The following is a 24045-nucleotide window of genomic DNA, read 5'->3' as shown; positions in this document are numbered from 1 at the left end:
CCGGCGTCACGTGCGGGCCTAGGACTGCGGGGGCTGCTGCGTCGACGGGGTGGGCGGGGTGGACGTCGTCGGGGACGACTGCGACGGGGGCTGCGCCTGCTCCGGCCCGCCCGTCCGGCCGGCGATCTTGCCGACGCGCTCTCCCACGCCCCAGGCCGTGACCCGCCACAGCGCCTCCACGAGGATGTCGCGGCTCATCTTGGAGTCGCCCAGCTCGCGCTCGACGAAGGTGATGGGCACCTCGACGACGTGGTAGCCGGCCTTGACCGCCCGGCGGGCGAGGTCGACCTGGAAGCAGTACCCCTGCGAGGCGACCTCGTCCAGGCCGAGGCCTTCGAGGGTCTCGCGCCGGAAGGCGCGGTATCCGCCGGTGATGTCGCGCAGCGGCAGGTCGAGCGCCAGGCGCGAGTAGAGGCTGCCGCCGCGGGAGATGACCTCGCGGGACCGGGGCCAGTTCACGACCCGTCCGCCCGGCACCCAGCGGGAGCCCAGCACGAGGTCGGCGCCCTTGAGGGCGGTGAGGAGGCGGGGCAGTTCCTCGGGCTGGTGGGAGCCGTCGGCGTCCATCTCGACCAGGACGCCGTAGCCGTTCTCCAGGCCCCAGCGGAAGCCCGCGAGGTAGGCGGCGCCGAGGCCCTCCTTGCCCTTGCGGTGCAACACCTGGACGTGGTCGTCCGTGGCGGCCAGCTCGTCGGCGAGTTTGCCGGTCCCGTCGGGGCTGTTGTCGTCGGTCACGAGGACGTGCGCCTCGGGGACGGCCTCGCGCACCCGGCCGACGATGCTCTTGATGTTCTCCGCCTCGTTGAAGGTCGGAATGATCACCAACGCCGTGCCGAGCGGACCGAACTTCCTCCCCCGGTCCTGTGCCGCGCGGGTCGCGTCGCCGTCGTTCACTGCTGCCCCTTCGTGTCCATACGCAGGGGTCCACCATAGTGGCCGCCGCCTGGGGTGACGCGACAGGACGTTCGTATGGTGGTGTCGTTTCCACAAAAGCGGGGTATGGATCCGCTTTTCGGCTCGTATGACCAGGCGTACCGCCGGAGGACGCGCCCGTACGGTCCTGCGAATGGGGGCCCGGCGCCCTTCGGGCCGACCTGGGACCCGCCGGCTGCGGGTCGACCTGAAGCCGTTGTCTACTGAGCGTCCGGGCCCCACCCGGGTCACACCGCCCCGACCGGCCGGAACGTTCCCTCGTCCTGGTGCGGCGCTGCGCCTGGCTCCCAGTGGCGGCGCGCCGGTGCGGCACACCGTCCCTGACCCAGCGGCGCACCGGCGAGTGCGCGGACGTTCCCCGGCGGGGCGTCCGGTGGTGGACCCGGCCGAACCTACCGGCCCCCCGCGGTCGGCTGTCAACAGCCGACCGACCTGCGACTCTTCGGGTAAGGCGCTGGTCAGTGGGCAGGCGGCGACTCCCGTGGGACGCCGTACGGACGGGTGATCTTCCGCGCCGCGCCCCGGCGGATCACTCGCCCGGCCGTACGAACACCGTCCGTCCGCCGACCACCGTGCGCAGGCACTCGGGCAGGTCGGTGCCGGGCGTGAGGTCGGGCAGGCCGGGAGTGCCCGAGCGGGGGTCGGTGGACCAGCGGGCGACGCGGTCGTCCGGGGCCTGCACGACGAGGGCGCCGGTGCGCCAGACGGCGTAGTCGGCGGGCGCGCCCGGCACCAGGACACCCGCGTCGTCGCGTCCGACGGCCCGCCAGCCACCCCTGGTGTGGGCGGTGAAGGCGGCGCGCACGGAGATCCGGTGCTCGGGCGTGCGGTGGAAGGCGGCGGCGCGGACGGTGCCCCACGGGTCGAGGGGGGTCACCGGGCTGTCGGAGCCGAAGGCGAGGGGGACGCCGGAGCGCAGCAGGGCGGCGAACGGGTTGAGGGCCCGGGCCCGCTCGGCGCCCAGGCGCTGGGCGTACATGCCGTCCTCTCCTCCCCACAGGGCGTCGAAGGCGGGCTGGACGGAGGCGGTCAGGCCGAGTTCGGCGAAGGCGGCGATCGTCTCGGGGGTGAGCATCTCGGCGTGCTCGACGCGGTGGCGGGCGGCCCGCACGCGGGCCAGGCCCACCTTGTCCGCCGCCGCGCGCACGCCGTCGACGACGGCGGTGACGGCGGCGTCGCCGATGGCGTGGAAGCCCGCCTGGAGGCCGGCCTCGGTGCAGACCGTGACGTGCTCGGCGACCGCGGCGGCGTCCAGGTAGGCGGTGCCGGTGTGGGCGGCGTCGCGGTACGGGTCGTGCAGGCAGGCGGTGTGGGAGCCGAGGGCGCCGTCGACGAAGAGGTCTCCGGCCGCGCCGAGGGCACCCAGCGCGCGCGCCTTGTCGACGTCGCGCTCCGCCCAGTAGCCGACGACCCGCGGACCCGGTTCCTCGGCGGCCAGCCGCAGCAGGGCGGTGAAGTCGTCCTCGGAGGAGATCTCGGGGCCGGCGCACTCGTGGACCGAGCCGATGCCGAGCGAGGCGGCCTGCGCCAGGGCGGCCCGCTGGGCCTCGGCCCGTTGAGCCGGCGTCACGGCCGCGAACGCCGCCGCGCGGACGGCGTGGTGGGCGTCGGCGGTGAGCGGGGCGTGGCTCGGCCCGTCCGTCGCGCCGACGCCCGGGGTCATGTCCAGCAGGGCCGTGGTGACGACCGCGGAGTGGACGTCGATGCGGGACAGGTAGAGGGGCCGTCCGCCGGTGGCCTCGTCCAGTTCGGCGCGCGTCGGGGGGCGGCCGCCGGGCCAGCGTGCGGCGTCCCAGCCGTGGCCGAGGAGAACCGTGTCCCGCGGCCGGGCCGCGGCGAAGTCCCGTACCCGGGCGAGGGCCGCCTCCAGGGAGGGCGCGGACGACAGGTCGAGGCCGGTCAGGGCGAGGCCCGTGGAGGTGGTGTGGACGTGGGCGTCGGTGAACGCGGGGGTGACCAGGGCGCCGTCCAGGTCGACCACCTCGTCGACGCCGTCCGCGAAGGCGTCGGCCGCGCCCTCGGAACCGACCCAGGCCACCTGGCCGCGCTCGACGACCATCGCGGTCGCGAACGGGTCGGCGGGGCTGTGGACCTCTCCTCGGCGGAGCAGGACGGTCTTCGGGTCGGGGGTGCGCTCACTCATGGCACCAGTCTCGTACCTCGCCCCGGCCGACCGGCACGGGGGACCCCCTCGCACCGGGGGCACGGGGTCATCCGGTGCGGGACCGTCGTACCCGGGTGTCGGGCGCCCGGGGGCCGTCCGGGGCGGCGGTCGTCAGATCCGGGGCGGGCGGGCCTCGTACGGGGTGGACAGTACGACCGTGGTGCGTGTGGAGACGCCCGCGAGGGCCCGCAGCCGGCCCAGCAGCTCCTCCAGTTCGTGCGGGGTGGCCACCCGCACCTTGAGGATGTAGTTCTCGTCGCCGGCCACGCTGTGACAAGCCTCGATCTCGGGCACTCCGGCGAGCCGGTCGGCGATGTCGTCGGGCGCGCTGGGGTCGAAGGGTTTCACCGAGATGAAGGCGGTCAGGGGCAGCCCGACGGCCTCGGCGTCGACGACGGCCGCGTACCCCCGGATCACGCCGCGCTGTTCCAGCCGGCGCACCCGCTGGTGCACGGCCGACGTGGACAGGCCCGTGGCCTTGCCCAGGTCGGTGTAACTCATCCGCCCGTCCTTGACGAGCAGCTGCACGATCTGTCGGTCCAGCTCCTCCATGGGGCAAGAACTTACAGGGCGCGCGATCTCTTCGTATACGTATACAGCCCAGGTCATACCGGTTCGTGATGTGGTGGACCGGACGAGCCGATCAGCACCTGCGCATGGCATGTGACCAACACCACAGCCCGTGCGAAGTCTTCGTGATGGTCCCGTGATTACCGCCGCGGAGGGCTGGGAAGTGCTTGCTGTGGTCGAGGCCGCAGTGCCTGAACGGCCCAGCCCGAGGGGGAGAATCCCATGCAGAGCCTTAAGCGTCCTGGTCGTACCGCGCCCAAGCGGTTCCAGCCCACCGTCGTCGAGTCCGAGCCGGAGGGCGTCGAACCCGACGGCTACGACGGCCTCGACGACGAGAGCGACCACTCCTACGAGTTCGACGCCTACGACACGTTCGAGATGTACCGGGTGGTCTGCCCGGACTGCGCGCAGCCCATCGCCCTGCTGGCGGACGAGGAGGTACTGCCGGAGCACGCGCTGTGCGCCTCGCCGTGGAACCCGTTCGGGCTCACGGTCTGCGCCGGCACGGGCCGTGCGGCGACCGAGGCCCGTCCCGCGGACGAGTCGGTGGAGCCCCAGGAGCAGGAGACGGCACTGCTGTTGACGCTTCCTCAGGGACTGGACTGGCGCATGCAGCCCTTCTCGCACGTCGGCGGACCCGCCTCGCGCCCGATCCGGGTGCCGGCCCTGCGCCGCCACGCCGCCTGAGCGCCTCCGCCCGACTCCCCCGACCGGCCCGTGCCATGGCCCGCATCCCGGCTGTGGCATCCGGTCGGCATGTCCGCAGCAGTCAAGTGCGGTTCAGATAGCGAAATGTGACGGTAGGTCAGCCAGCGGTCGGGTCCATGCGGGCCGTACCGGGGGCACATCCCGAACTCACGCACGAGGGTGCGAGCCGTGACCCGGCGTCACGCGCTCGCGTTGCCCTGGTATGGCCCCCACCTATCAGGCGTCCGGGCGTCACCGCCAACCGTCCGTCCCGGCCCCCGTCCCGGTCTCCGTGTCGGCAAAATCGGCTCCGCAGGCTCCGCCGCCGCCCTCGCACGACCCGCCGATCTACCGCGACATGATGCGCGCCTGGTCCGACCGCGGCCGCACCCTGCCCGGCCGGCGGGACCCGGAGTGGGTGCGACTGGCCGCACCGCTGGTGCGGCCGGGCCAGTTCAGCGGGTCTCCGGACCCAGCAACTGACGAGCGATGACCATGCGCTGGATCTGGTTCGTGCCCTCGACGATCTGCAGGACCTTGGCCTCGCGCAGGTAGCGCTCGACGGGGAAGTCGGCGGTGTAGCCGTAGCCGCCGAGCACCTGGACGGCGTCCGTGGTGCACTGCATCGCCGCGTCGGTGCAGTGCAGCTTGGCCATGGCCGCCTCGCGCACGAACGGCCGACCGGCGTCGCGCAGTCGCGCCGCCGCGAGGTACAGGGCCCGGCCCGACTCGACCCGGGTCGCCATGTCGGCGAGCAGGAAGCGCAGCCCCTGGAAGTCGGCGATCGGCCGCCCGAACTGCCGTCGCCCGGTGGCGTGGGCGACCGCCTCGTCCAGGGCGGCCCGGGCGACGCCGACGGCGCAGGCGGCGATGCCGAGCCGTCCGGAGTCCAGGGCGGCGAGGGCGATCGCGAAGCCCTGCCCCTCGTCGCCGATGCGCAGCGCGTCGGGGATCCGCACCCCGTCGAAGTGGACCTGGGCGGTCGGCGAGCCCTTGAGCCCCATCTTCCTCTCCGGCGGTGCGGCGCTCAGCCCCTCGGCGTCACCGGGCACCAGGAACGCGGTGATCCCGCGGGCGCCCTCACCGCCGGTGCGCGCCATGACGGTGTAGAAGTCGGCGATGCCCCCGTGGGTGACCCAGGCCTTGGTCCCGTCGACGACCCAGCCGTCGCCCTCCCGGACGGCCCGGGTGCGCAGTGCGGCCGCGTCGGAGCCGGAGGCCGGCTCGGAGAGGCAGTAGGCACCGAGTTGCCCGCCGCCCAGCATCGCGGGCGGGCGGGCGGCCCGCTGCGCCTCGGTTCCGTGGGCGGCGAGGGCGTAGGTGGCCAGGGTGTGCACGCTGACGCCGAGGCCGACGGTGAGGCGGGCGGCGGCGAGTTCCTCGAGGACCTGGAGGTAGACCTCGTACGGCTGGTCTCCGCCGCCGTACGTGGACGGGTAGGGCAGGCCGAGGAGGCCCGCTTGGGACAGGAGGGTGAACAACGCGCGCGGGAAGCATCCGGCGTCCTCCTCCGCGGCGGCGTTCGGGGCGATCTCGCGGCGGGCGATGTCCTGGACGAGGGCGAGCAGGTCGCGGGCCTCCTCCGTGGGCAGGAGGCGGTCCACGGACGGTGTTGCGCGGTCCGGCATGACACCCACTCTCCTCCTCGGGCCGGTCGGCGGCCCCGCGCGGTGAGTATGCCCGCGGGGAGCGGCGGCCGCACGATCGACGCGGCGGGCTACGCGGGCGCGGCGCAGTACGTCGACTGGTACAACCCGATGACGTACGACTGCTTCGGCGCCCGGGACACGACCGGGCCCACGGCCCCGCACCCGCCGCTGAACTCCCACGCCGGCGTCCCCGGGGCGGGCACCCGCACCCCGGCGGCCATCGCTGAGCTCAAGGGCCTCGGCGTCCCCGCCTCGAAGCTGCTGCCGGGCATCGGCTTCCACGGGCGCGGCTGGACCGGAGTCACCCGGGCGGCACCCGGCGGCACCGCGACCGGCCCGGCCGCGGGAACGTACGAGCAGGGCGTCGAGAACCACAAGGTGCTGAAGACCAAGTGCCCCGCGACGGGCGCGGTCGGCGGAACGGCGTACGCCAAGTGCGGCAATGAACCGTGGAGTTACGACACCCCGGCGACCATCGCGACGAAGGTGACGTACAAGAACCAGCAGGGCCTCGGCGGAACCTTCTTCCGGGAGCTGAGCGGGGACACCGCAGGCGGTGAGCTGATCAAGGCCATCGACCAGCCGGTCCCGCAAGGCCACTCGGGACGGCGGACCACGAGCCTTCGTCCCGGGGGCGGTTCAGGGCACTCGCCGGGCCGGCTTCGGGGCCGGGAAGGCGGCGTCGAGTTCCTCGACGGCGCGCAGGGCGCCGCCCAGGGTCCTCACGAGGAGGTCGCGCATGGTCTCGCGGGAGAGTTCGGGACGGTCGATCCAGTCGAGGGTGGCGCCCTCCACGCTGCACACCCAGGACAGCAGGCTCATGCGGGGCAGCGCCGGGATGTCGCTGCGGCCGTAGGCGCCCTCGGCGATGGTGGCCACGATCGCCTCGCGCACCCCGTCCCGGATGGCGTGCACCTCGGTGTCGAAGCCGACGCCGCCGCTGACGATGGTGCGGTAGGCGGCCTGGTGGTGCTCGGCGAAGCGCAGGTAGCCGTCGATCGTGCGGTGCACCCGGTCCACCGGGGGCAGTTCCATGCCGCTCGTCGCGAAGGAGACCAGGTCGGCGACGGAGTCCTGGACGATCGCCAGGTAGTAGCCGCGCTTGGACTGGAAGTAGTAGTAGATCAGTCCCTTGGCGACGTGCGCCTGCCGGGCGATGTCGTCCATGGAGAGCGCGTCGTAGGACGTGTCGGCGAACAACCTGCGCCCGATGGAGATGAGTTCGGCGCGACGCGCCAGTGAGCGTTCGGTGCCGCGCGCCCGGGGACGGGACGCGTCACGCTGCTGACTGATGTTCAATGTCGACCCTGGCTCCAACGCTCGGCGGGACGACGTCAGTATGTCAGGTCGAACCGGGCTCGGGCGCGGCGGGACCGGACCGCGGACGGCGCTCCCGCGCCGGCGTCAGACCAGGCCCAGCTGGGTCACGAGCATCGCCACGACGACGACCAGGGTCCATCCCATGACGTGCTCGAAGATCTTCGGACCGTCGTCCTCGGGCCCACCGGTACGGGTGCGGGCGGTGCCGGCGGCAGCGGTGTGTGCGGTCATGGTCTCTCACTGACGGTCGTACGTGCGGTGGACTGCGGGATTCCCCCGATCCGTCCACCTTGCCACCGTGCGGGGCTTTTGCGGCCGAGAGCTTGCTCACACGCGGGCGGCCCCCGCCATGACGGGGGCCGCCACGACGGGGGCCGTCGGTGTGCGGGTCGGGGCTCAGCGCACTCCGACCGCCGCGAGCGCCCTGCGCTGGAGCGCGCTCGGACGCGCCGGGAAGTAGAGGTAGCAGACGCCTCCGGTGCCCGACGCGACCTTGCCGCTCGCGTCGTACCGCCTGGTCCGCAGCCAGATGTTCTCGAACTCCCGCCGCCGGTAGACGCGCCGCACCGCCGGATCGCTCGGCGAGGCCGGGTCGTTGGCGATCACGTCGCCGTCCGCGGTGAAGCCGATCACGGTCATCAGGTGGCCGGAGGTGCCGTACCCCGCGCCCGTCAGCTCCTCCTTCAGGAAGGACTGCGACGTGATGGCCGGGATGCCGGCCGCGATCAGCGTCTCCAGGTCAGTGAGGGAGCCGAGCCGGGTCACCACGCCCTGGAGGTCCTCGAACGTGGCGGCGTAGGCCGCGTTGAACGGCCAGTTGCCGCAGCCCTCGTACTGGTGGTCGAACGTGTGGCGAGCCGCGTGGCACACCTGCGGGTCGGCGTACGCGGGGTCGACCCAGGCCAGTTGCTCCGGGGTGAGGCGGCCGCCCCAGTACTCGATGACCATCTGCGAGGAGGTGGGGCTGCACCAGGCCTCGCCGCCGTTGTCGTACTCGGGGTACCGGCCGGCGTGGATCTCCTGCGAGTAGCGCGGGACGACCAGTTCCTGCGCGAGGCCCGGCACCGAGGCCGGGACGGTGAAGCGGTCCGGGACGTCGGAGCCCGTCGCGCCCACCTGCCACACGGTCGGGGTCAGTTCGGTGCCGGGCCTGCGGTGGAGGGTCAGACGCAGCCGGTACGACGTGAGGCGCGGGCCCGTGGCCGCGTCGTCGACCGCGAGGGTGTCCGTCCACACGGTGCTCCGGCCGTCGGTCTGGCCGTCGACGGAGGTCCGCTTGATGTCCTGGTCTCCGGCGGCCCACCGGCCCATCACGTACCAGGGGGTGTTCGTGCCGTCGGAGTATCCGGCCTTCAGTTCGACCTGGAGCCAGGTGCCGGCCGGTGTGCCGGCGTTCCAGGAGGCGATCGCCTCGGTGGCGGGGACGGCGAACCGGTGGACGGGAGAGGTCCAGGTCGCGTACTCCCAGGCGGCGGTGGTGCCGGTGTGCGGGTCGGTGTAGTCGGTGGTCCCTGCCGGGGTCGCGAGGACCAGCCCGGGCCGGGCGCCGGCGACGGCGCGGGTCCCCGCGGCGGTGCCGGATCGCCAGTCGGTGTACGTCGTCCAGGAGTGGTGCTCCGCGGAGCGGTCCGGGGCCGCGCCCGGCCTCGCTTCCGGCGCCGTGCCCGGGCCCACGGGCTCGGCAGGAACGGCGGCCGCGGCCACCGCGGGGGCCGCGCCGCCCGCCACGGCGGCGACGACCGCGGCGGCGAGGAGCGTCCTGCGGGACGGCTGGTCGGTTCGGTCGGTTCGGCCGGAGAGCTGGTCGGCCCTCCTGGACGGCTGTTCGGCTCTGCTCATGAGCGAAGGACTCCCAGGGTGTCCGGGTCGGAGCGGGTCCGGTGTGCGGTGTGCGGTGTGCGGTGTGCGGTGTGCGGTGTGCGGTGTGCGGTGTGCGGTGTGCGGTGTGCGGTGTGCGGTGTGCGCCAACTATGGCGGGAGGGGGGCGGACCTGCCAGCACTTCCGCCCGTGCCACGCCCGGCAATATGGGCCTGGTCCACTGGCGTGACCTGGGAGAGGGCCGACCCCCGGCGCTAGACTTGCCCAGCCCGACCACTGCCACCACCACCGCCAGGAACCGCCATCCGCCAGCTCGCCTCCCGGCTCCGCAGCCTGCCGCCGTCCTGCGGCCGGGTCCGCCTGATCGGCGTCGACGGGCACGCCGGCTCGGGCAAGTCCACGTTCGCGGGACAGCTGGCCGAGGCGTCGGGCGGGGCACCGGTGCTGCGCCTGGACGACATCGCGACCCACGACGAACTGTTCGCGTGGACCGGGCGGCTGCTGGCACAGGTGATCGAGCCGCTCGGCCGCGGCGAGACGGCGCACTACGCCCCCTACGACTGGCGCGTCCGCGGTTTCGGTCCGTCCCGCCCGCTTCCTCCGGCTCCCGTGATCCTGGTCGAGGGCGTCGGCGCCGGCCGCCGTGCCCTGCGGCCGTACCTGGCCCACCTGCTGTGGATGGAGCTGCCGCGCGAGGAGGCCTGGGCTCGCGGGCGGTCCCGGGACGGGGAGGACCAGCGGGACTTCTGGGACGGTTGGGTCGAGGCGGAGGCGCGACATTTCGCCGAGGACCCGTCGCGGCCGTACGCGCACGCTCTGGTGCGGCAGTTGCCCGAGGGGTACGAGGTGCTGCCGGGGCCCGCGGGAACGCGCTGAGCACACCACCGCGTCACGCGGAGTGACGGGTCGCCCGCAGTGTGGTGAAAGCGTGAAGGGCCTTGCGTTCGAACTCCGCCAAGTGCTTCAACTCGGCTTGACCGACGGCCCGTACAGGACTTACGTTCTCAATGTGCGGCATTGGAAGCCGCCCCGCAGTCGCGAAGCCCCCGGTTGTTCCCCCGTGATCGGGGGCTTCGTTCTGTCCGCGTGCCCCTTCGGGGCCGTTTCCCCGACGCACCGTGATGCCGTTCGCTCACCCAGGGTCACCGTGCGACGGTGCGCCCCCTCTGCTCCCACGTCGCCGAACGGCCCGTGCGGCACCCTTCGGTGGGGTGCTCCCCCGCAGGTACGATGCCCTCGGTGCGACCTACGGGCGACTGCTGCGCGCACCTGGCAACTCCGGTCCGCGGCACAGCGGTTCGACCATCGCAGCCGATGGGCTCCGGCCCGGTGGCATACCGACGGGGGCACGGTTCGTGGGGGACGTGATGGATTTCGGCACGCGGGGCCCTGAGGCCCCGGCCGACCTCGCCTGGCTGCGAGGCGTGGACGCCTACACCATGGGCGCGTATCCGCAGGCGGAGGAGGAGTTCCGCGCCGCGGTGCGGATCGATCCCGGCATGGCCGACGGCTGGCTCGGACTGCACGCGCTGCGCGTCGACACGACGACCGCGCTGCTCAGGATGTTCCGGCACCGCGACCGCTTCGGCGAACAGCGCACCCGTCACCGCCGCACCATCAACTCCTGGTACTGGCTGGGCTGGTGGGTGCAACCCGTACTGGAGAGCCCCCGCGACCTGCTCCTCGCGCACGCCTCGCACTGGCTGGACGGCCGGCACGTGCCCGAGCTGGACCGGGCGCTGGCGGGCCTCCCGCCCGTCGACGCCGACCACCACGTCCGCTTCCTGCACGCCTGCCGCTCCTATCTGGTCAAGGACTGGGAACAGCTCGTCCGGCACACCGACCCGCTCCTCGACGACCCCCTCCTCGGCATCGAGGCCGGTCTGTTCGGCGGCATGGCCCGGGTCCGGCTGGAGATGTACGGGCAGGCCGAGCCACTGCTGTCGACGGCGCTCATGCGCTGCCGCAGCGAACAGCCGCAGCGCAAGGAGCTGCGGTACTGGCTGGCCCGCGCGCACGAGGGCACCGGCCGGTCCGCCGCCGCGCTCCCCCTGTACCGGGCCGTGCACCGGGTCGACCCCGCCTTCATGGACACCTCGGCCCGGCTCGCCGCGATCGCCGAGGGCGACGGTTACGACGACGCGGGCGACCTGGCGTCCATCACCCTGGCCGGAGTCGGTCAGGACGTCGGGGACGGGGCGGACGTCCTGGACCCACTGTTCGGCACCGAGGGCCGGGACCTGAAACTCGGCGACCCGTCCGACCTGCCGCCCGTGGGTCCCGTCCCGACGGTGCCCGACCCGGCCGTGCGCGAGAAGACCGTCGTGCCCCCGGTCCTGCCGGCCGGTCCCACCGACCCGACGTTACTGGAGGAGGCGCTCACCGAGCTGGAGCGCATGGTGGGTCTGGAGCCGGTGAAACGGCAGGTCAAGGCCCTGTCGGCGCAGCTGAACATGGCCCGGCTGCGGGCCGGCCAGGGACTCCCGGTCCAGCCGCCGAAGCGGCACTTCGTCTTCTCCGGCCCCTCCGGAACCGGCAAGACCACGGTGGCCCGCATCCTCGGCCGCGTCTTCTACGCCCTCGGGCTGCTCGGCGGCGACCACCTCGTGGAGGCCCAGCGGGCCGATCTCGTCGGCGAGTACCTGGGCCAGACCGCCGTCAAGGCCAACGAACTGATCGACTCCGCGCTGGGCGGCGTCCTGTTCGTGGACGAGGCCTACTCCCTGTCCAACTCCGGCTACGGCAAGGGGGACGCGTACGGGGACGAGGCGCTGCAGGTGCTCCTGAAGCGGGCCGAGGACAACCGGGACCACCTGGTGGTGATCCTGGCCGGCTACCCCGAGGGCATGGACCGGCTGCTCGCGGCGAACCCCGGTCTGTCGTCCCGCTTCACGACCCGCGTCGACTTCCCGTCGTACCGGCCCCTCGAACTCACCTCGATCGGTGAGGTGCTCGCGGCGGACAACGGGGACGTGTGGGACGAGGAGGCGCTGGACGAGCTGCGGTCGATCGCCGGGCACGTGGTGGACCAGGGATGGATCGACGAACTGGGCAACGGGCGGTTCCTGCGCACCCTGTACGAGAAGAGCTGTGCCTACCGGGACCTGCGGCTGTCGACGTACCCGGGGACCCTGACCCGGGACGACCTGTCGACGCTGCGGTTGCCGGACCTGATGCAGGCGTACGGCGAGGTGCTGTCGGGACGGGGGCCGCAGGACCCGGCCTGAGGCCTGTCCGCGCGGCACCGGCCGGGGGCGGGGGCGGGCGCGTGCGGCCACCCGCCCCCGGCGGCCGGACCGGCTAGGTCGCCATCACCACCTCGGGGTAGTGCCGGTGGGCGGGGTCCGTCACCTCGCCCACCAGCAGCTCCAGGACGTCCTCCAGGGCGACCAGCCCGAGCACCCTGCCCGAGGCGTCCGCGACCTGCGCCAGGTGCGTCGCCGCCCGCCGCATCACCGTCAGCGCGTCGTCCAGCGGCAGTTCGGAGCGGAGCGTCGTCATCGGACGCCACACCTGCTGGGGCACCGCCCGGTCGGACTCCTCGAGGTCGAGGACGTCCTTCACATGGAGGTAGCCCATGAAGGCGCCCTTGCCCGCGGCGACGGGGAAGCGGGAGTAGCCGGTGCGGGCGGTGAGGGCGACGATCTGCCCGGGAGTGACCGAGGGCGGGACCGTCACCAGCGACTCGCGCTTGAGCAGGACGTCCGTGACCGGGCGGGAGCCCAGTTCCAGCGCGTCCTCCAGCCGTTCCTGCTCCTCGGGATCGAGCAGGCCGGCCTGACCGGAGTCCTCCACCAGCCGGTTGAGCTGCTCGCTCGTGAAGACGGCCTCGACCTCGTCCTTGGGCTCGACGCTGAAGAGGCGCAGGATGCCTTGGGCGCAGGCGCCGAGGGCGACGGTGATCGGCCGGCAGAGGCGGGCGAAGGCGACCAGACCGGGGCTGAGCCACAGCGCGGCCTTCTCCGGGGCCGCCATGGCGAGGTTCTTCGGGACCATCTCGCCGACGACGAGGTGGAAGAAGACCACGGCCGCCAGGGCGATGACGTAACCGAGCGGGTGGATCATGCCGTGCGGCAGGTGGATGCCCTCGAAGAGCGGCTCCAGCAGGTGCGCCACCGTCGGCTCGGCGACGGCTCCCAGGGTCAGCGAGCACACGGTGATGCCGAACTGGGCGGCGGCCATCATCTGCGGCAGGTGTTCCAGACCGTGCAGGACCTGGCGGGCCCGCGCGGTGCCCAGCGGCTCGATCTGGCTGCGGCGGACGGAGACCAGGGCGAACTCGGCGCCGACGAAGAAGCCGTTCGCGAGCACGAGGAGGCCGGCGAACAGGAGTTGGAGCACGCTCATCGGGCGACCTCCACGGCCACTGCGGTGCGGACGATCCGGACCCGCTCGGCCCGGTAGTGGCCGACGCGGCGGACCGACAGCCGCCAGCCGGGCAGCTCGGCCCGGTCGCCGACGGCCGGGATGCGGCCGAGCAGGTCGGCGACGAGCCCCGCGGCCGTCTCGTACGGTCCCTCGGGCACGTCGAGGCCGATGCGCCGGAGGGTGTCGACCCGGCAACTGCCGTCGACGTCCCAGGCGGGCCTGCCGTCCTCGGGCGGTGCGGCGGCCAGTTCGGGGGTGTCCAGGCCGTCGTGCTCGTCGCGGACCTCACCGACGATCTCCTCGACGATGTCCTCCAGGGTCACCACGCCGGCCGTGCCGCCGTACTCGTCCACGACGACGGCGATGGGCTGCTCGCTGCGCAGCCGGGCCAGCAGGGGTCGCACGGGCAGGGTTTCGGGGACCAGCAGGGCGGGGCGGGCGATCCGGCCGAGCGGGGTGCGCAGCCGGTCGTGGACGGGGACGGCCAGGGCGTCCTTGAGGTGGACCATGCCGACGATCTCGTCGATCTTCTCGCGGTAGACGGGGAAACGGGACAGGCCGGTGGCGCGGGTCAGGTTGACCACGTCCTCGGCGGTGGCCGACGCCTGGAGGGCGCTGACCTTCACCCGCGGGGTCATCACGTGCTGCGCGGTCAGCTCGGCCAGGGACAGGGTCCGCACGAAGAGGTCGGCCGTGTCCTGTTCGAGCGTGCCGGCCCGGGCGGAGTGCCGGGCCAGGGAGACCAGTTCGCCGGGGGTGCGGGCGGAGGCCAGTTCCTCGGTGGGCTCGACGCCCAGGGCGCGCACGAGCCGGTTGGCGACCGCGTTGAGACCGGCGATGACCGGCCGGAACAGGCGGGCGAACGCGTGCTGCGGGCCGGCGACGAATCGCGCGACCTGGAGGGGCCTGGAGACCGCCCAGTTCTTCGGCACGAGTTCACCGATCACCATCTGCACGGCGGAGGCCAGCAGCATGCCGATGACGACGGCCACCCCGGAGACGGCGCCCTCGGGGACGCGGATCGCGGTGAGGGGGCCGCCGAGCAGCTCGGCGAGTGCCGGTTCGGCCAGCATGCCGACGACGAGGGAGGTGATGGTGATGCCGAGCTGGGTGCCGGAGAGCTGGAAGGACAGCTCCTTGAGCGACTCGACGACCGTGCGGGCCCGTCGGTCGCCCTCGGCGGCGGCTTTCTCGGCCTCCTGGCGCTCGACGGTGACGAGCCCGAACTCGGCGGCCACGAAGAAACCGTTGGCGAGGATGAGCAGGAACGCGGCTGCCAGGAGCAGCAGGGGGGTGGTCATGGAGCCGCCGCCTCCGCTTCGGAGGGGGCGGCGCAGGTACTACAGGACGAACCGTCCATCGCCGGAGAGGGTCACTCCTCGGGTAGCAGGACCCCCCGTGCGCCCGGCAGGGCACGACGGGGGTGGAGGCGCAAAGGGGACGCCTCCGTCACCAGATTAATCAAGACAGGGGCTCCAGCGGCAGGGTGGACGCCCCCGAGTCAGCCCTGATCCTGCTCCGCGTCAGCCCTGATCCTGGTCGGAGCGGTGCACGGACCGGGCCTCCACGAGGCTGCGCAGGGCGCGCGCGTGAGCGATGGCCTGCTGCTTGTCGATGCCCGGCTGGATGCCGAGCGCGGGCAGGCTGGTGCCGTCGCTGAGGTCGAGGAACACCCAGGGGTCGCCCTGCCGGAGGTTCACCCGGAGGATCTCGGCCCACTCAAGGCGCCGTCTGCTCGCGATGTTCACCACGGTGACGCCGGAGTCGTCGGCGACGACCCTGACCCGGGCGAGCTGGGCCGGCACCCAGAAGCAGAGGGCGCCGGTGAGGACGAAGCTGAGCCGCTCCCCCGGCCCGAGCTCGAGCAGCAGGGCGACGGCGGAGATGACGAGGAAGAGCACCGCTCCGGCCGAGAGGAGCACCGCGCGGGTGCGGCTCGGCCGGAAGGTGACGGGGAGCGTGGGCTGGTCGGACATCTTCCCGGGGTTCTCAGAGGCGGCAGGCGTGGATGGCCGTGGTGAGGATGGCGCGGGCGCCGATGTCGTACAGGTCGTCCATGATCCGCTGGGCCTCCTTGGCGGGGACCATGGCACGGACGGCGACCCAGCCCTCGTTGTGCAGCGGGGAGACGGTCGGCGACTCCAGGCCGGGGGTGAGCGCGACGGCCTTCTCCAGCTGCTCGACGCGGCAGTCGTAGTCCATCATCACGTACGTCCGGGCGACCAGGACGCCCTGGAGGCGGCGCAGGAACTGCTGCACCTTGGGCTCCTCGCCGTCGGCGCCGGTGCGGCGGATGACGACGGCCTCGGACTTCATGATGGGCTCGCCGATGACCTCCAGGCCCGCGTTGCGCAGGGAGGTGCCGGTCTCGACGACGTCGGCGATGACCTCGGCGACGCCCAGCTCGATGGCGGTCTCGACGGCGCCGTCCAGGTGGACGACGGAGGCGTCGATGCCGTGGTCGGCGAGGTGCCTGGCGACGATCCCCTCGTAGGAGGTGGCGACCGTCATGCCCTTGAGGTCCTCGACGCCGCCGGCGGTGCCGGGCTTGGTGGCGAAGCGGAAGGTGGAGCGGGCGAAGCCGAGCGGGAGGATCTCCTCGGCGTCGGCGCCGGAGTCGATGAGCAGGTCGCGACCGGTGATGCCGATGTCGAGGCGGCCGGAGGAGACGTAGATCGCGATGTCGCGGGGGCGGAGGTAGAAGAACTCGACCTCGTTCTCCGGGTCGACGATCCGCAGTTCCTTGGACTCGCGGCGCTGCTGGTAGCCGGCCTCATGCAGCATCTCCCCCGCAGGTCCGGACAGGGAACCCTTGTTGGGGATGGCGATGCGCAGCATGAGGTCGGCTTCCTTCGCGTGGTGTGGTTCGGGGGGCGGGCGGGACTTACAGGTGGGCGTAGACGTCGTCCAGCGAGATGCCGCGGGCGACCATCATCACCTGGACGTGGTACAGCAGCTGCGAGATCTCCTCGGCTGCGGCGTCCTTGCCCTCGTACTCGGCGGCCATCCAGACCTCGGCGGCCTCTTCGACGACCTTCTTGCCGATGGCGTGGACCCCCTTCCCGACCAGTTCTGCGGTGCGGGAAGTGGCGGGGTCGCCGGCGGCGGCCTTCTGCTGGAGCTCGGTGAACAGCTCCTCGAACGTCTTCTTGGACATGGTGGTCCCACCCTAGCCGTTGTCCGTGCCTGCCTACCGCCAGGGTTCGGATACTGAGCGCAGGGTGGCCGCGGTCGCCACCGCCGCCGTCACCGCCTCGTGTCCCTTGTCCTCGCTGGAGCCCTCGATGCCGGCCCGGTCCAGGGCCTGCTCCTCGGTGTCGCAGGTGAGGACGCCGAAGCCGACGGGCACGCCGGTGTCGACCGAGACCTGGGTCAGGCCCTGGGTGACGCCCTGGCACACGTACTCGAAGTGCGGGGTTCCGCCGCGGATGACGACGCCGAGGGCGACGATCGCGTCGTAGCCGCGGCCGGCGAGGACCTTGGCGACCACCGGAAGCTCCCAGCTGCCGGGGACCCGGAGCAGGGTCGGCTCGTCGATGCCGAGGTCGTGCAGGGCGCGCAGGGCGCCGTCGACCAGACCGTCCATCACCTTTTCGTGCCACTGCGCCGCGACGACGGCGACCCTGAGGTCACCCACATTGCGTACGGACAGCTCCGGTGCACCCTTGCCGCTCACGTCTCTCCTTCGTGCCGTGCTTACGTGCTGCGCTTACGTGCTGTGCTTACTGGTTGCCGCAGGGGGACACGGGAGCCGTGTCCAGCCAGGGCAGGTCGTGTCCCATCCGGTCCCGCTTGGTGCGCAGGTAGCGGAGGTTGTGCTCGCCCGCCTGGACGGGCATCGGTTCGCGGGCGGCGACCTCGATGCCGTGCCGGGTGAGCGCGTCGGTCTTCTCGGGGTTGTTCGTCATCAGGCGTACGCTGCGCACGCCCAGGTCGTCGAGGATCTGCGCGCCGGCCGCGTAGTCCCGGGCGTCGGCGGGCAGGCCCAGCTCCAGGTTGGCGTCGAGGGTGTCCCGGCCGCGCTCCTGGAGTTCGTACGCCCGGAGCTTGGACAGCAGGCCGATGCCGCGGCCCTCGTGCCCGCGCAGGTAGACCACGACGCCCCGGCCCTCGGACTGGATGCGCTGCAGGGAGGTGTCGAGCTGGGGACCGCAGTCGCAGCGCGCGGAGCCGAAGACGTCCCCGGTGAGGCACTCTGAGTGGACGCGGACGAGGACGCCCTCGCCGTCGCCGATCTCGCCGTGCACGAGGGCGACGTGCTCGACGCCGTCGACGGTGGAGCGGTAGCCGTACGCGGTGAAGGTGCCGTGGACGGTGGGCAGGCGGGTCTCGGCCTCGCGGCGGACGGTGGGCTCGGCGGTGCGCCGGTAGGCGATCAGGTCCTCGATGGAGATGATCGTCAGGCCGTGCTTGCGGGCGAAGGGGATCAGCTCGGGCAGGCGGAGCATGCGGCCGTCCTCGCCGGCGATCTCGACGATGGCGCCGGCCGGGCGCAGGCCCGCGAGCCGGGCGAGGTCGACGGCGGCCTCGGTGTGGCCGTTACGTACGAGGACGCCGCCGGGCCTGGCGCGCAGCGGGAAGACGTGGCCGGGGCGGACGAGGTCGCCGGGACCGGCGGTGCCGTCGGCCAGCAGCCTCAGGGTGGCGGCGCGGTCGGCGGCGGAGATGCCGGTGGTCACGCCGTGCGCGGCACTGGCGTCGACGGAGACGGTGAACGCGGTCTTCATCGACTCGGTGTTGTCCGCGACCATCTGCGGGAGTTCGAGCCGGTCGAGTTCGTCGCCCTCCATGGGGGCGCAGATCAGCCCGCGGCACTCGCTCATCATGAAGGCGACGATCTCGGGGGTGGCCTTCTCGGCGGCGATGACGAGGTCGCCCTCGTTCTCGCGGTTCTCGTCGTCGACGACCACGACCGGGCGGCCGGCGGCGATGTCGGCGACGGCCCGCTCGACCGGGTCGAGCGCGAAGTCCTCGATGTCGTCGGGGGCGTAGAGGATGGGTGCCGTGCTCATGCGGGCGCTCCTTCCAGAACGGGCCGCGGACCCCTGCGGGAGCGCAGCCACCAGTCGCGCATGCCCCACAGGACGAGCGCGCCGTAGATGACGTAGACGAAGCCGGAGAAGGCGTAGCCGTTGGCGAAGTTCAGGGGGACGCCCACGAGGTCGACGAGGAGCCAGGCGAACCAGAACTCGACCATGCCCTTGGCCTGGGCGTACATGGCGACGATGGTGCCGACGAAGATGTAGGCGTCGGGCCAGGGGTCCCAGGACAGGGTGGGGTAGGCCGTGAAGAGGAGTGCCACGGCGACCGTGCCGCCGGCGGCGGCGCCGGTCATGGCGGCGCGCTCGCGCCAGGTGGCGAAGCGCGGGGTGATGTGGCCGTCGGCGGATCCGCTGCGGTCACGGTTCCACTGCCACCAGCCGTAGAGGGCGACGGCCATGACGACGGCCTGCTTGCCGGCGCTGCCGGTGAGGTGGCCGAAGAAGGCGCCGAAGAGGATGAGGCCGGAGAGGAACTGCACCGGCCAGCTCCAGATGGACCGGCGCCAGCCGAGTGCGAGTGCGGCCAGCCCGAAGAGGTTGCCGATCATGTCCGACCAGAGGATGTGCTGGTCGAGGAGGACGAAGGCCTCGGAGTTCAGGGAGTTCACTTCGCCGCTCCGTCGGTGGCGGCCATCAGGCGCTCCACGTACTTGGCGACGATGTCCACCTCGAGGTTGACCGGGTCGCCGGGCTGCTTGAGGCCGAGGGTGGTCAGGGCGAGGGTGGTGGGGATGAGGCTGACGGTGAAGTGGTCGGACCCGGCCTCCACGACCGTGAGGCTGATGCCGTCGACGGTGATGGACCCCTTCTCGACGACGTACCGGGCGAGGCCGGCGGGCAGCGCGATCCTGACGATCTCCCAGTGCTCGGAGGGCGTGCGCTCCAGCACCCGTCCGGTGCCGTCGACGTGGCCCTGCACGATGTGGCCGCCGAGGCGCGCGCCGACGGCGGTGGGTCGTTCGAGGTTGACGCGGGAGCCGACGGTGAGGGCGCCGAGGCTGGACCGCTTCAGGGTCTCGGCCATGACGTCGGCGGTGAACTCGTCGCCCTCGTGCTCGACGACGGTGAGGCAGACGCCGTTGACGGCGATGGAGTCACCGTGCTTGGCGCCGCCGGTGACGACGGGGCCGCGCAGCCGGAAGCGGGAGGCGTCGCCGAGGTCCTCGACGGCGGTGACCTCACCCAGTTCTTCGACGATTCCGGTGAACACTTCCCGGGTCCTCCTGCCTCTTCGGGCACGGACTCCGGGGCCTGTCGATGACGACAGAGTGAAACGGGTGAGGACACCGGGGGGCGACGCCGGACAGACCCGTCCGCGGACGGGTACGGATACGGCGGCGCGCACGAATGCCCGCCCGCCGCGCACTGCCTCCCATCCGGACTTTAACCGTCGGTCCAGGAATTTCACCTGGTCAACCGGCCGCTGGAAGCGGTCGGGTCGCGGACTGTAACCGCCGGTTCGGAATTTCACCGACCCCGGAGTGCGCTGCTTTAGGTACAGGGTCAGTGTGCCACGCCCGGTACGCGTCCATGCGGGTGACGTCTGTGGGGTGCCTCACAGGGGGGTGCGGGGACATCCCGGTCGGGCCGCCCGGCGCCCCGGCGCGCGACCGGTGCACCCTTCTCCAGATTGGTTCATACCTATGGACGCACTGGTCTAGTCCTCTCTAGGGTCTGCGCAACTTCCGCGGAGAGGAACCGACTGTGCTGTCCCCCTCACGACACCGGGCGAGACCCGCGCTGCTCGCCGCCGCGGTGGCGGTGGCGGGCCTGCTGCTCGCCGGACTGCCGGCCACCGTCTCGAACGCCGCCGACCAGGAGTCCTGCCGCCCCGACGGCCTCCACGAGACGCCGGGCGTGGACGTCCCCTACTGCTCGGTCTACGACACGGCCGGCCGGGAGAAGATGGGCGCCGACCACCAGCGCCGGGTGATCGGCTACTTCACCGGCCGGCGCACCGGCAAGGACGGCACACCGGCCTACCTGGCACCGGACATCCCGTGGGACAAGGTCACCCACCTCAACTACGCGTTCGCACACGTCGACGGGGCCGACAGACTCTCCGTCGGCGCGGACGGCGCCGCCAACGCGGCGACCGGGATGACCTGGCCGGGCGTGGCCGGCGCCGAGATGGACCCGGCACCCCCCTACCGGGGCCATTTCAACCTGCTCAACAAGTTCAATAAGCAGCACCCGGACGTGAAGACCCTGATCTCCGTGGGCGGCTGGGCGGAGACCGGCGGCCACTTCGCCGCCGACGGCACCCGCGTCGACTCGGGCGGCTTCTACTCCATGGCGACGAACGCGGACGGCTCGGTCAACCAGGGCGGCATCGACACCTTCGCGGACTCCGCCGTCGACTTCATCAGGAAGTACGGCTTCAACGGCGTCGACATCGACTACGAGTACCCGACGACCATGAAGGACGCGGGCAACCCGCTCGACCGGTCCCTCTCCAACGCCCGCCGCGCCGGCCTCGTCAAGGGATACGCGGCGCTGATGAGGACGCTGCGAGAGAAGCCCGACCGTGCGGGCTCGGTGGACGGGAAGCACTACCTGCTGTCGGCGGCCGCGCCCTCGTCCGGATATCTGCTGCGCGGCATGGAGGCCTTCCAGGTCCAGAAGTACCTGGACTACGTCAACATCATGTCCTACGACCTGCACGGCGCCTGGAACGAGTACGTCGGCCCGAACGCCTCCCTCTTCGACGACGGCAAGGACGCCGAACTCGCCGCGGCGGGCGTGTACTCGACATCGCAGTACGGCGGGATCGGCTACCTGAACACCGACTGGGCCCACCACTACTTCCGCGGGTCGATGCCGGCCGGCCGCATCAACATCGGGCTCCCCTACTACACCCGGGGGTTCAGGAACGTCACCGGCGGGACCGACGGGCTGTGGGGCAGGGCGGCCACGACCACCTGTCCGGCCGGATCCGGCCTCACCAGGTGCGGGGACGGTGCCGTCGGCATCGACAACCTCTGGCGCGACCTGGACACCGCCGGGAAGGAGGCCCCGGCCGGATCCAACCCGATGTGGCACGCCAAGAACCTGGAGAAGGGCGTCGTCGGGGACTACGTCACGCGGTACGGCTTCCCGGCCGACACCCGGCTGACCGGCACGTACGCCCGCAGGTACGACGCCACGCTGGTCGCGCCCTGGCTGTGGAACGCCGAGAAGAAGGTGTTCCTGTCCACCGAGGACGAGCAGTCCGTCGCCGCCAAGGCCGATTACGTCGTCGACCAGGGCATCGGCGGCACCATGGTGTGGGAGCTGGCCGGTGACTACGGCTGGAACGCGGCCGAGGGGCAGTACGAGCCGGGGTCGACGCTGACCTCCACGATGTACGAGAGGTTCCGGTCGGCCTCGCCGTACGGCGCGAGGCGGTCGACGGTGGAGCTGCCGGCGCAGGCTCTGAAGATCGACGTGGAGTTCGGGCAGTTCCCGCTCGGCGACTCCGACTACCCGATCAGCCCCAAGCTGAGGATCACCAACGACACGTCCACGACCCTGCCCGGCGGCACCGAGTTCCGCTTCGACTACGGCACGTCGGCACCCGGCAACGCCAAGGACCAGTCCGGCTGGGGCACTTCGGTGATCAGCAGCGATCACACGGGGAACGACGTCGGCGGCCTCAAGGGCGCCCACCACCGGGTCTCGCTGAAGCTGCCGGCCTGGCGGACGCTGGCGCCGGGGGCGTCGGCGGAGCTGGACTTCGTCTACCACCTGCCGGTGTCGACGCCCTCGAACTGGACGGTGACCTTCGGCGGACGGACGTACGCGCTGGCCGGGGACCTGGCGCGCGGCACCACGGTGGTGGAACCGGGGCCGTCGGCTCCGGCCAGTCCGAGTGCGAGCCCGAGTGCGAGCCCGTCGGACAGCGTCTCCCCGTCGCCCTCCGGCGGGACCGGGCAGTGCACCGCCCCCGCCTGGACCGCGACGACGGAGTACGCCGGCGGGAGCCAGGTGTCCCACAGGGGTCACACCTGGCGCGCCCAGTGGTGGACGCGGGGCGAGGAGCCCGGCACCACCGGTGACCGGGGGGTGTGGCGGGACCTCGGTTCCTGCTGACCCCGTACGACCGGCCCGGTGGCGGTGACGACGGCCCTTGCCCGCCACCGGGCCCCTCCATGACCCGGCCCCCTCGGGAATTCAGCTGTCGCGGCCTCCGAACAGCTCCGCCTGGGCGGACTCCCGTGCCGTCAGCAGTGCGCCGCGCAGTACCGCCGCGCCGCCCAGGGGGCTCGGACGCACCTGGGTGGGGAGCGGCGCCATCCGCCGCAGCCGTTGCGCCACCCGGGCCGCGAGGACCCCGCCGCCGACCCGGCCGACCTCCCCGCCGAGGACCACGCATCCGGGGTCGAGGACGGCGACGACGGAGGCGGCGCCGATGGCCAGCCGGTCGGCGAGGGAGTCGAGGAAGCGTGCGGAGGCGCTGCCGGAGTCACTGCCGGGGACGTCTCGGCCGGGAGCGTCTCGGCCGTCGCCTGCGCCGGTGTCCACCCGCGCCACCGCCGCCCGAACCAGGCCGACCGCCTCCGGTTCGCCGGGCACCGGGTCCGGGGCCGGACCCAGCCCGTGCTCCCGCGCCAGCGCCGCGACCGCCGCCGAGCCGGCCAGGGAGTGGAAGCCGCCCTCGCAGTCCGTGGCCGACGGCAGGCCGGTGGTACCGGGGACCGGCAGGAAACCGATCTCGCCGGTGCCACCGGAGGCCCCCCGGCGCAGGGCGCCGTCCAGGACGACGGCCGCGCCCGTGCCGTGGCCCAGCCACAGCAGCACGAAGGTGTCACGGTCCCGGGCGACGCCCTCGCGCTGTTCGGCCAGGGCCGCGAGGTTGGTCTCGTTCTCGACGGTGACGCGGGCCGCGGGCAGCCGTTCCTGGAGGGCGGCCACCAGGCGGCGGTGCCAGGCGGGCAGGCCGGAGGAGTCGCGCAGTTCGCCGCTGGCGGGGTCGATCAGGCCGGGCGCGCCGATGCCGACGGTGTGCAGCCGGTCGGCCCCGGCCTCCTTCACGGCCCGTTCGACCAGGGTCACCGCCTGCTCCACGGCGGGCCCCGTGCCGATGTCGCCGCCGATGGGCACGGACGCCTCGGCGAGCACCCGCCCCACCAGGTCGGAGACCAGCACGGCGACACCCTCGGTGCGGACGTCCAGCGCCGCCAGGTGGGCCCGGCCCGCGACGATGCCGTAGAGCCGGGCGTTCGGGCCGCGCCGCTGCTCCCCCGCCTCGCCCACGACCTCGACCAGGCCGGAGGCGGTGAGACGTTCGACGAGGTCGGCGACGGTGGGCCGGGACAGGCCAGTGAGCTGTTTCAACTGCCCCGCCGTCAAGGGGCCTTCGTCCTGCAGGAGGCGCAGGGCGAGCCGGTCGTTGATGGCCCGGGCGGTACTCGGGGATGCGGGCATGCGCGGAATCCTCCCATGGGCGCCGGAGCGTCACCCCGGACCGGCCTCTATTTATCAGGCAGGGTTCCTGATAGTTTACGCGGACGC

Annotated in this window: 21 protein-coding genes, 1 pseudogene and 1 riboswitch; of the genes and pseudogenes, 5 read left to right on the top strand and 17 right to left on the bottom strand. The window is 72.6% G+C overall.

All coding sequences use genetic code 11. The annotated features are described in order from the left end of the window. Positions 1-18 precede the first annotated feature (18 nt). From ACGFQC_RS19250 to ACGFQC_RS19240, 3 genes are all read right to left on the bottom strand, one after another. A complete protein-coding gene (locus tag ACGFQC_RS19250; protein WP_363091428.1) occupies positions 19-894 on the bottom strand; it encodes a polyprenol monophosphomannose synthase in 876 nt (291 codons plus the stop codon). Between the two features lie 568 nt (positions 895-1462). Continuing rightward, positions 1463-3076 (bottom strand): amidohydrolase, encoded by a 1614-nt coding sequence (locus ACGFQC_RS19245; RefSeq protein WP_363091427.1) that lies wholly within the window; start codon positions 3074-3076, stop codon positions 1463-1465. 132 nt (positions 3077-3208) lie between these two features. Further along, on the bottom strand, positions 3209-3649 hold the full coding sequence (locus ACGFQC_RS19240; RefSeq protein WP_363091426.1) for an Lrp/AsnC family transcriptional regulator: 441 nt from the start codon (positions 3647-3649) through the stop codon (positions 3209-3211). A 240-nt stretch (positions 3650-3889) separates the two neighbouring features. On the opposite strand from ACGFQC_RS19240, the gene ACGFQC_RS19235 reads away from it, so the two are divergent. Continuing rightward, positions 3890-4354 (top strand): hypothetical protein, encoded by a 465-nt coding sequence (locus tag ACGFQC_RS19235; protein ID WP_363091425.1) that lies wholly within the window; start codon positions 3890-3892, stop codon positions 4352-4354. Positions 4355-4809: 455 nt separating this feature from the next. On the opposite strand, the gene ACGFQC_RS19230 is transcribed toward ACGFQC_RS19235, so the two are convergent. Beyond that, complete coding sequence (locus ACGFQC_RS19230) at positions 4810-5982, bottom strand: acyl-CoA dehydrogenase family protein (RefSeq protein WP_363091423.1); 1173 nt, start codon at positions 5980-5982, stop codon at positions 4810-4812. 54 nt (positions 5983-6036) lie between these two features. On the opposite strand from ACGFQC_RS19230, the pseudogene ACGFQC_RS19225 reads away from it, so the two are divergent. After that, positions 6037-6582: pseudogene (locus ACGFQC_RS19225) on the top strand (glycosyl hydrolase family 18 protein); the annotation flags it as partial. Between the two features lie 60 nt (positions 6583-6642). Here ACGFQC_RS19225 and ACGFQC_RS19220 read toward each other — a convergent pair. The 3 genes from ACGFQC_RS19220 to ACGFQC_RS19210 form a co-directional block, all read right to left on the bottom strand. Beyond that, the gene (locus tag ACGFQC_RS19220) at positions 6643-7302 is read right to left on the bottom strand and encodes a TetR/AcrR family transcriptional regulator (RefSeq protein WP_363091422.1); all 660 of its coding nucleotides are present in this window, start codon (positions 7300-7302) and stop codon (positions 6643-6645) included. Positions 7303-7407: 105 nt separating this feature from the next. Continuing rightward, positions 7408-7554, bottom strand: a complete 147-nt coding sequence (locus ACGFQC_RS19215) for an SCO1431 family membrane protein (protein ID WP_363091421.1) — start codon at positions 7552-7554, stop codon at positions 7408-7410. Between the two features lie 165 nt (positions 7555-7719). Continuing rightward, entirely contained in the window at positions 7720-9162 is a 1443-nt protein-coding gene (locus ACGFQC_RS19210; protein ID WP_363091420.1) for a peptidase C39 family protein, read from the bottom strand. Between the two features lie 283 nt (positions 9163-9445). On the opposite strand from ACGFQC_RS19210, the gene ACGFQC_RS19205 reads away from it, so the two are divergent. Together ACGFQC_RS19205 and ACGFQC_RS19200 are read left to right on the top strand one after the other, a co-directional pair. Then, on the top strand, positions 9446-10018 hold the full coding sequence (locus ACGFQC_RS19205; protein ID WP_363091458.1) for a hypothetical protein: 573 nt from the start codon (positions 9446-9448) through the stop codon (positions 10016-10018). Between the two features lie 491 nt (positions 10019-10509). Further along, complete coding sequence (locus tag ACGFQC_RS19200) at positions 10510-12369, top strand: AAA family ATPase (protein WP_363091419.1); 1860 nt, start codon at positions 10510-10512, stop codon at positions 12367-12369. Positions 12370-12442: 73 nt separating this feature from the next. Here the strand turns inward: ACGFQC_RS19200 and ACGFQC_RS19195 are convergent, their stop codons facing one another. The 9 genes from ACGFQC_RS19195 to ACGFQC_RS19155 form a co-directional block, all read right to left on the bottom strand. Continuing rightward, positions 12443-13489: a hemolysin family protein gene (locus ACGFQC_RS19195; RefSeq protein WP_363091418.1), complete on the bottom strand. Its 1047-nt coding sequence runs from the start codon at positions 13487-13489 to the stop codon at positions 12443-12445. Next, positions 13486-14811, bottom strand: coding sequence for a hemolysin family protein (locus ACGFQC_RS19190; RefSeq protein ID WP_363091417.1), 1326 nt, complete (start codon positions 14809-14811; stop codon positions 13486-13488). Before ACGFQC_RS19190 ends, ACGFQC_RS19195 begins: the two co-directional genes overlap by 4 nt. Before the next feature lie 222 nt (positions 14812-15033). Continuing rightward, complete coding sequence (locus ACGFQC_RS19185; protein ID WP_363091416.1) at positions 15034-15486, bottom strand: PH domain-containing protein; 453 nt, start codon at positions 15484-15486, stop codon at positions 15034-15036. 13 nt (positions 15487-15499) lie between these two features. Continuing rightward, a complete protein-coding gene (gene hisG / locus ACGFQC_RS19180; protein ID WP_363091415.1) occupies positions 15500-16348 on the bottom strand; it encodes an ATP phosphoribosyltransferase in 849 nt (282 codons plus the stop codon). 46 nt (positions 16349-16394) lie between these two features. Then, complete coding sequence (locus tag ACGFQC_RS19175) at positions 16395-16667, bottom strand: phosphoribosyl-ATP diphosphatase (RefSeq protein WP_363091414.1); 273 nt, start codon at positions 16665-16667, stop codon at positions 16395-16397. Positions 16668-16700: 33 nt separating this feature from the next. Beyond that, positions 16701-17186: a 6,7-dimethyl-8-ribityllumazine synthase gene (ribH, locus tag ACGFQC_RS19170; RefSeq protein ID WP_363091413.1), complete on the bottom strand. Its 486-nt coding sequence runs from the start codon at positions 17184-17186 to the stop codon at positions 16701-16703. A gap of 46 nt (positions 17187-17232) precedes the next feature. Then, positions 17233-18522: a bifunctional 3,4-dihydroxy-2-butanone-4-phosphate synthase/GTP cyclohydrolase II gene (locus ACGFQC_RS19165; RefSeq protein WP_363091412.1), complete on the bottom strand. Its 1290-nt coding sequence runs from the start codon at positions 18520-18522 to the stop codon at positions 17233-17235. Continuing rightward, positions 18519-19160 carry a nicotinamide mononucleotide transporter family protein gene (locus ACGFQC_RS19160; RefSeq protein WP_363091411.1) on the bottom strand — a complete coding sequence of 214 codons (642 nt, stop codon included), beginning with the start codon at positions 19158-19160 and terminating at the stop codon, positions 18519-18521. Before ACGFQC_RS19160 ends, ACGFQC_RS19165 begins: the two co-directional genes overlap by 4 nt. Beyond that, complete coding sequence (locus ACGFQC_RS19155) at positions 19157-19762, bottom strand: riboflavin synthase (RefSeq protein ID WP_363091410.1); 606 nt, start codon at positions 19760-19762, stop codon at positions 19157-19159. Before ACGFQC_RS19155 ends, ACGFQC_RS19160 begins: the two co-directional genes overlap by 4 nt. A gap of 148 nt (positions 19763-19910) precedes the next feature. Further along, a riboswitch (FMN riboswitch) is annotated at positions 19911-20041 on the bottom strand. A 215-nt stretch (positions 20042-20256) separates the two neighbouring features. Here ACGFQC_RS19155 and ACGFQC_RS19150 point away from each other — a divergent pair. After that, the gene (locus ACGFQC_RS19150; protein WP_363091409.1) at positions 20257-22623 is read left to right on the top strand and encodes a chitinase C-terminal domain-containing protein; all 2367 of its coding nucleotides are present in this window, start codon (positions 20257-20259) and stop codon (positions 22621-22623) included. A gap of 81 nt (positions 22624-22704) precedes the next feature. Here the strand turns inward: ACGFQC_RS19150 and ACGFQC_RS19145 are convergent, their stop codons facing one another. Beyond that, positions 22705-23958 (bottom strand): ROK family transcriptional regulator, encoded by a 1254-nt coding sequence (locus ACGFQC_RS19145; RefSeq protein WP_363091408.1) that lies wholly within the window; start codon positions 23956-23958, stop codon positions 22705-22707. Between the last annotated feature and the right edge of the window lie 87 nt (positions 23959-24045).

It is taken from the genome of Streptomyces sp. NPDC048734 (assembly GCF_043198675.1).
Taxonomy (GTDB): domain Bacteria; phylum Actinomycetota; class Actinomycetes; order Streptomycetales; family Streptomycetaceae; genus Streptomyces.
Note: the sequence above shows the minus strand (reverse complement) of the source record. Positions and strands in the feature narration are given on the sequence as shown.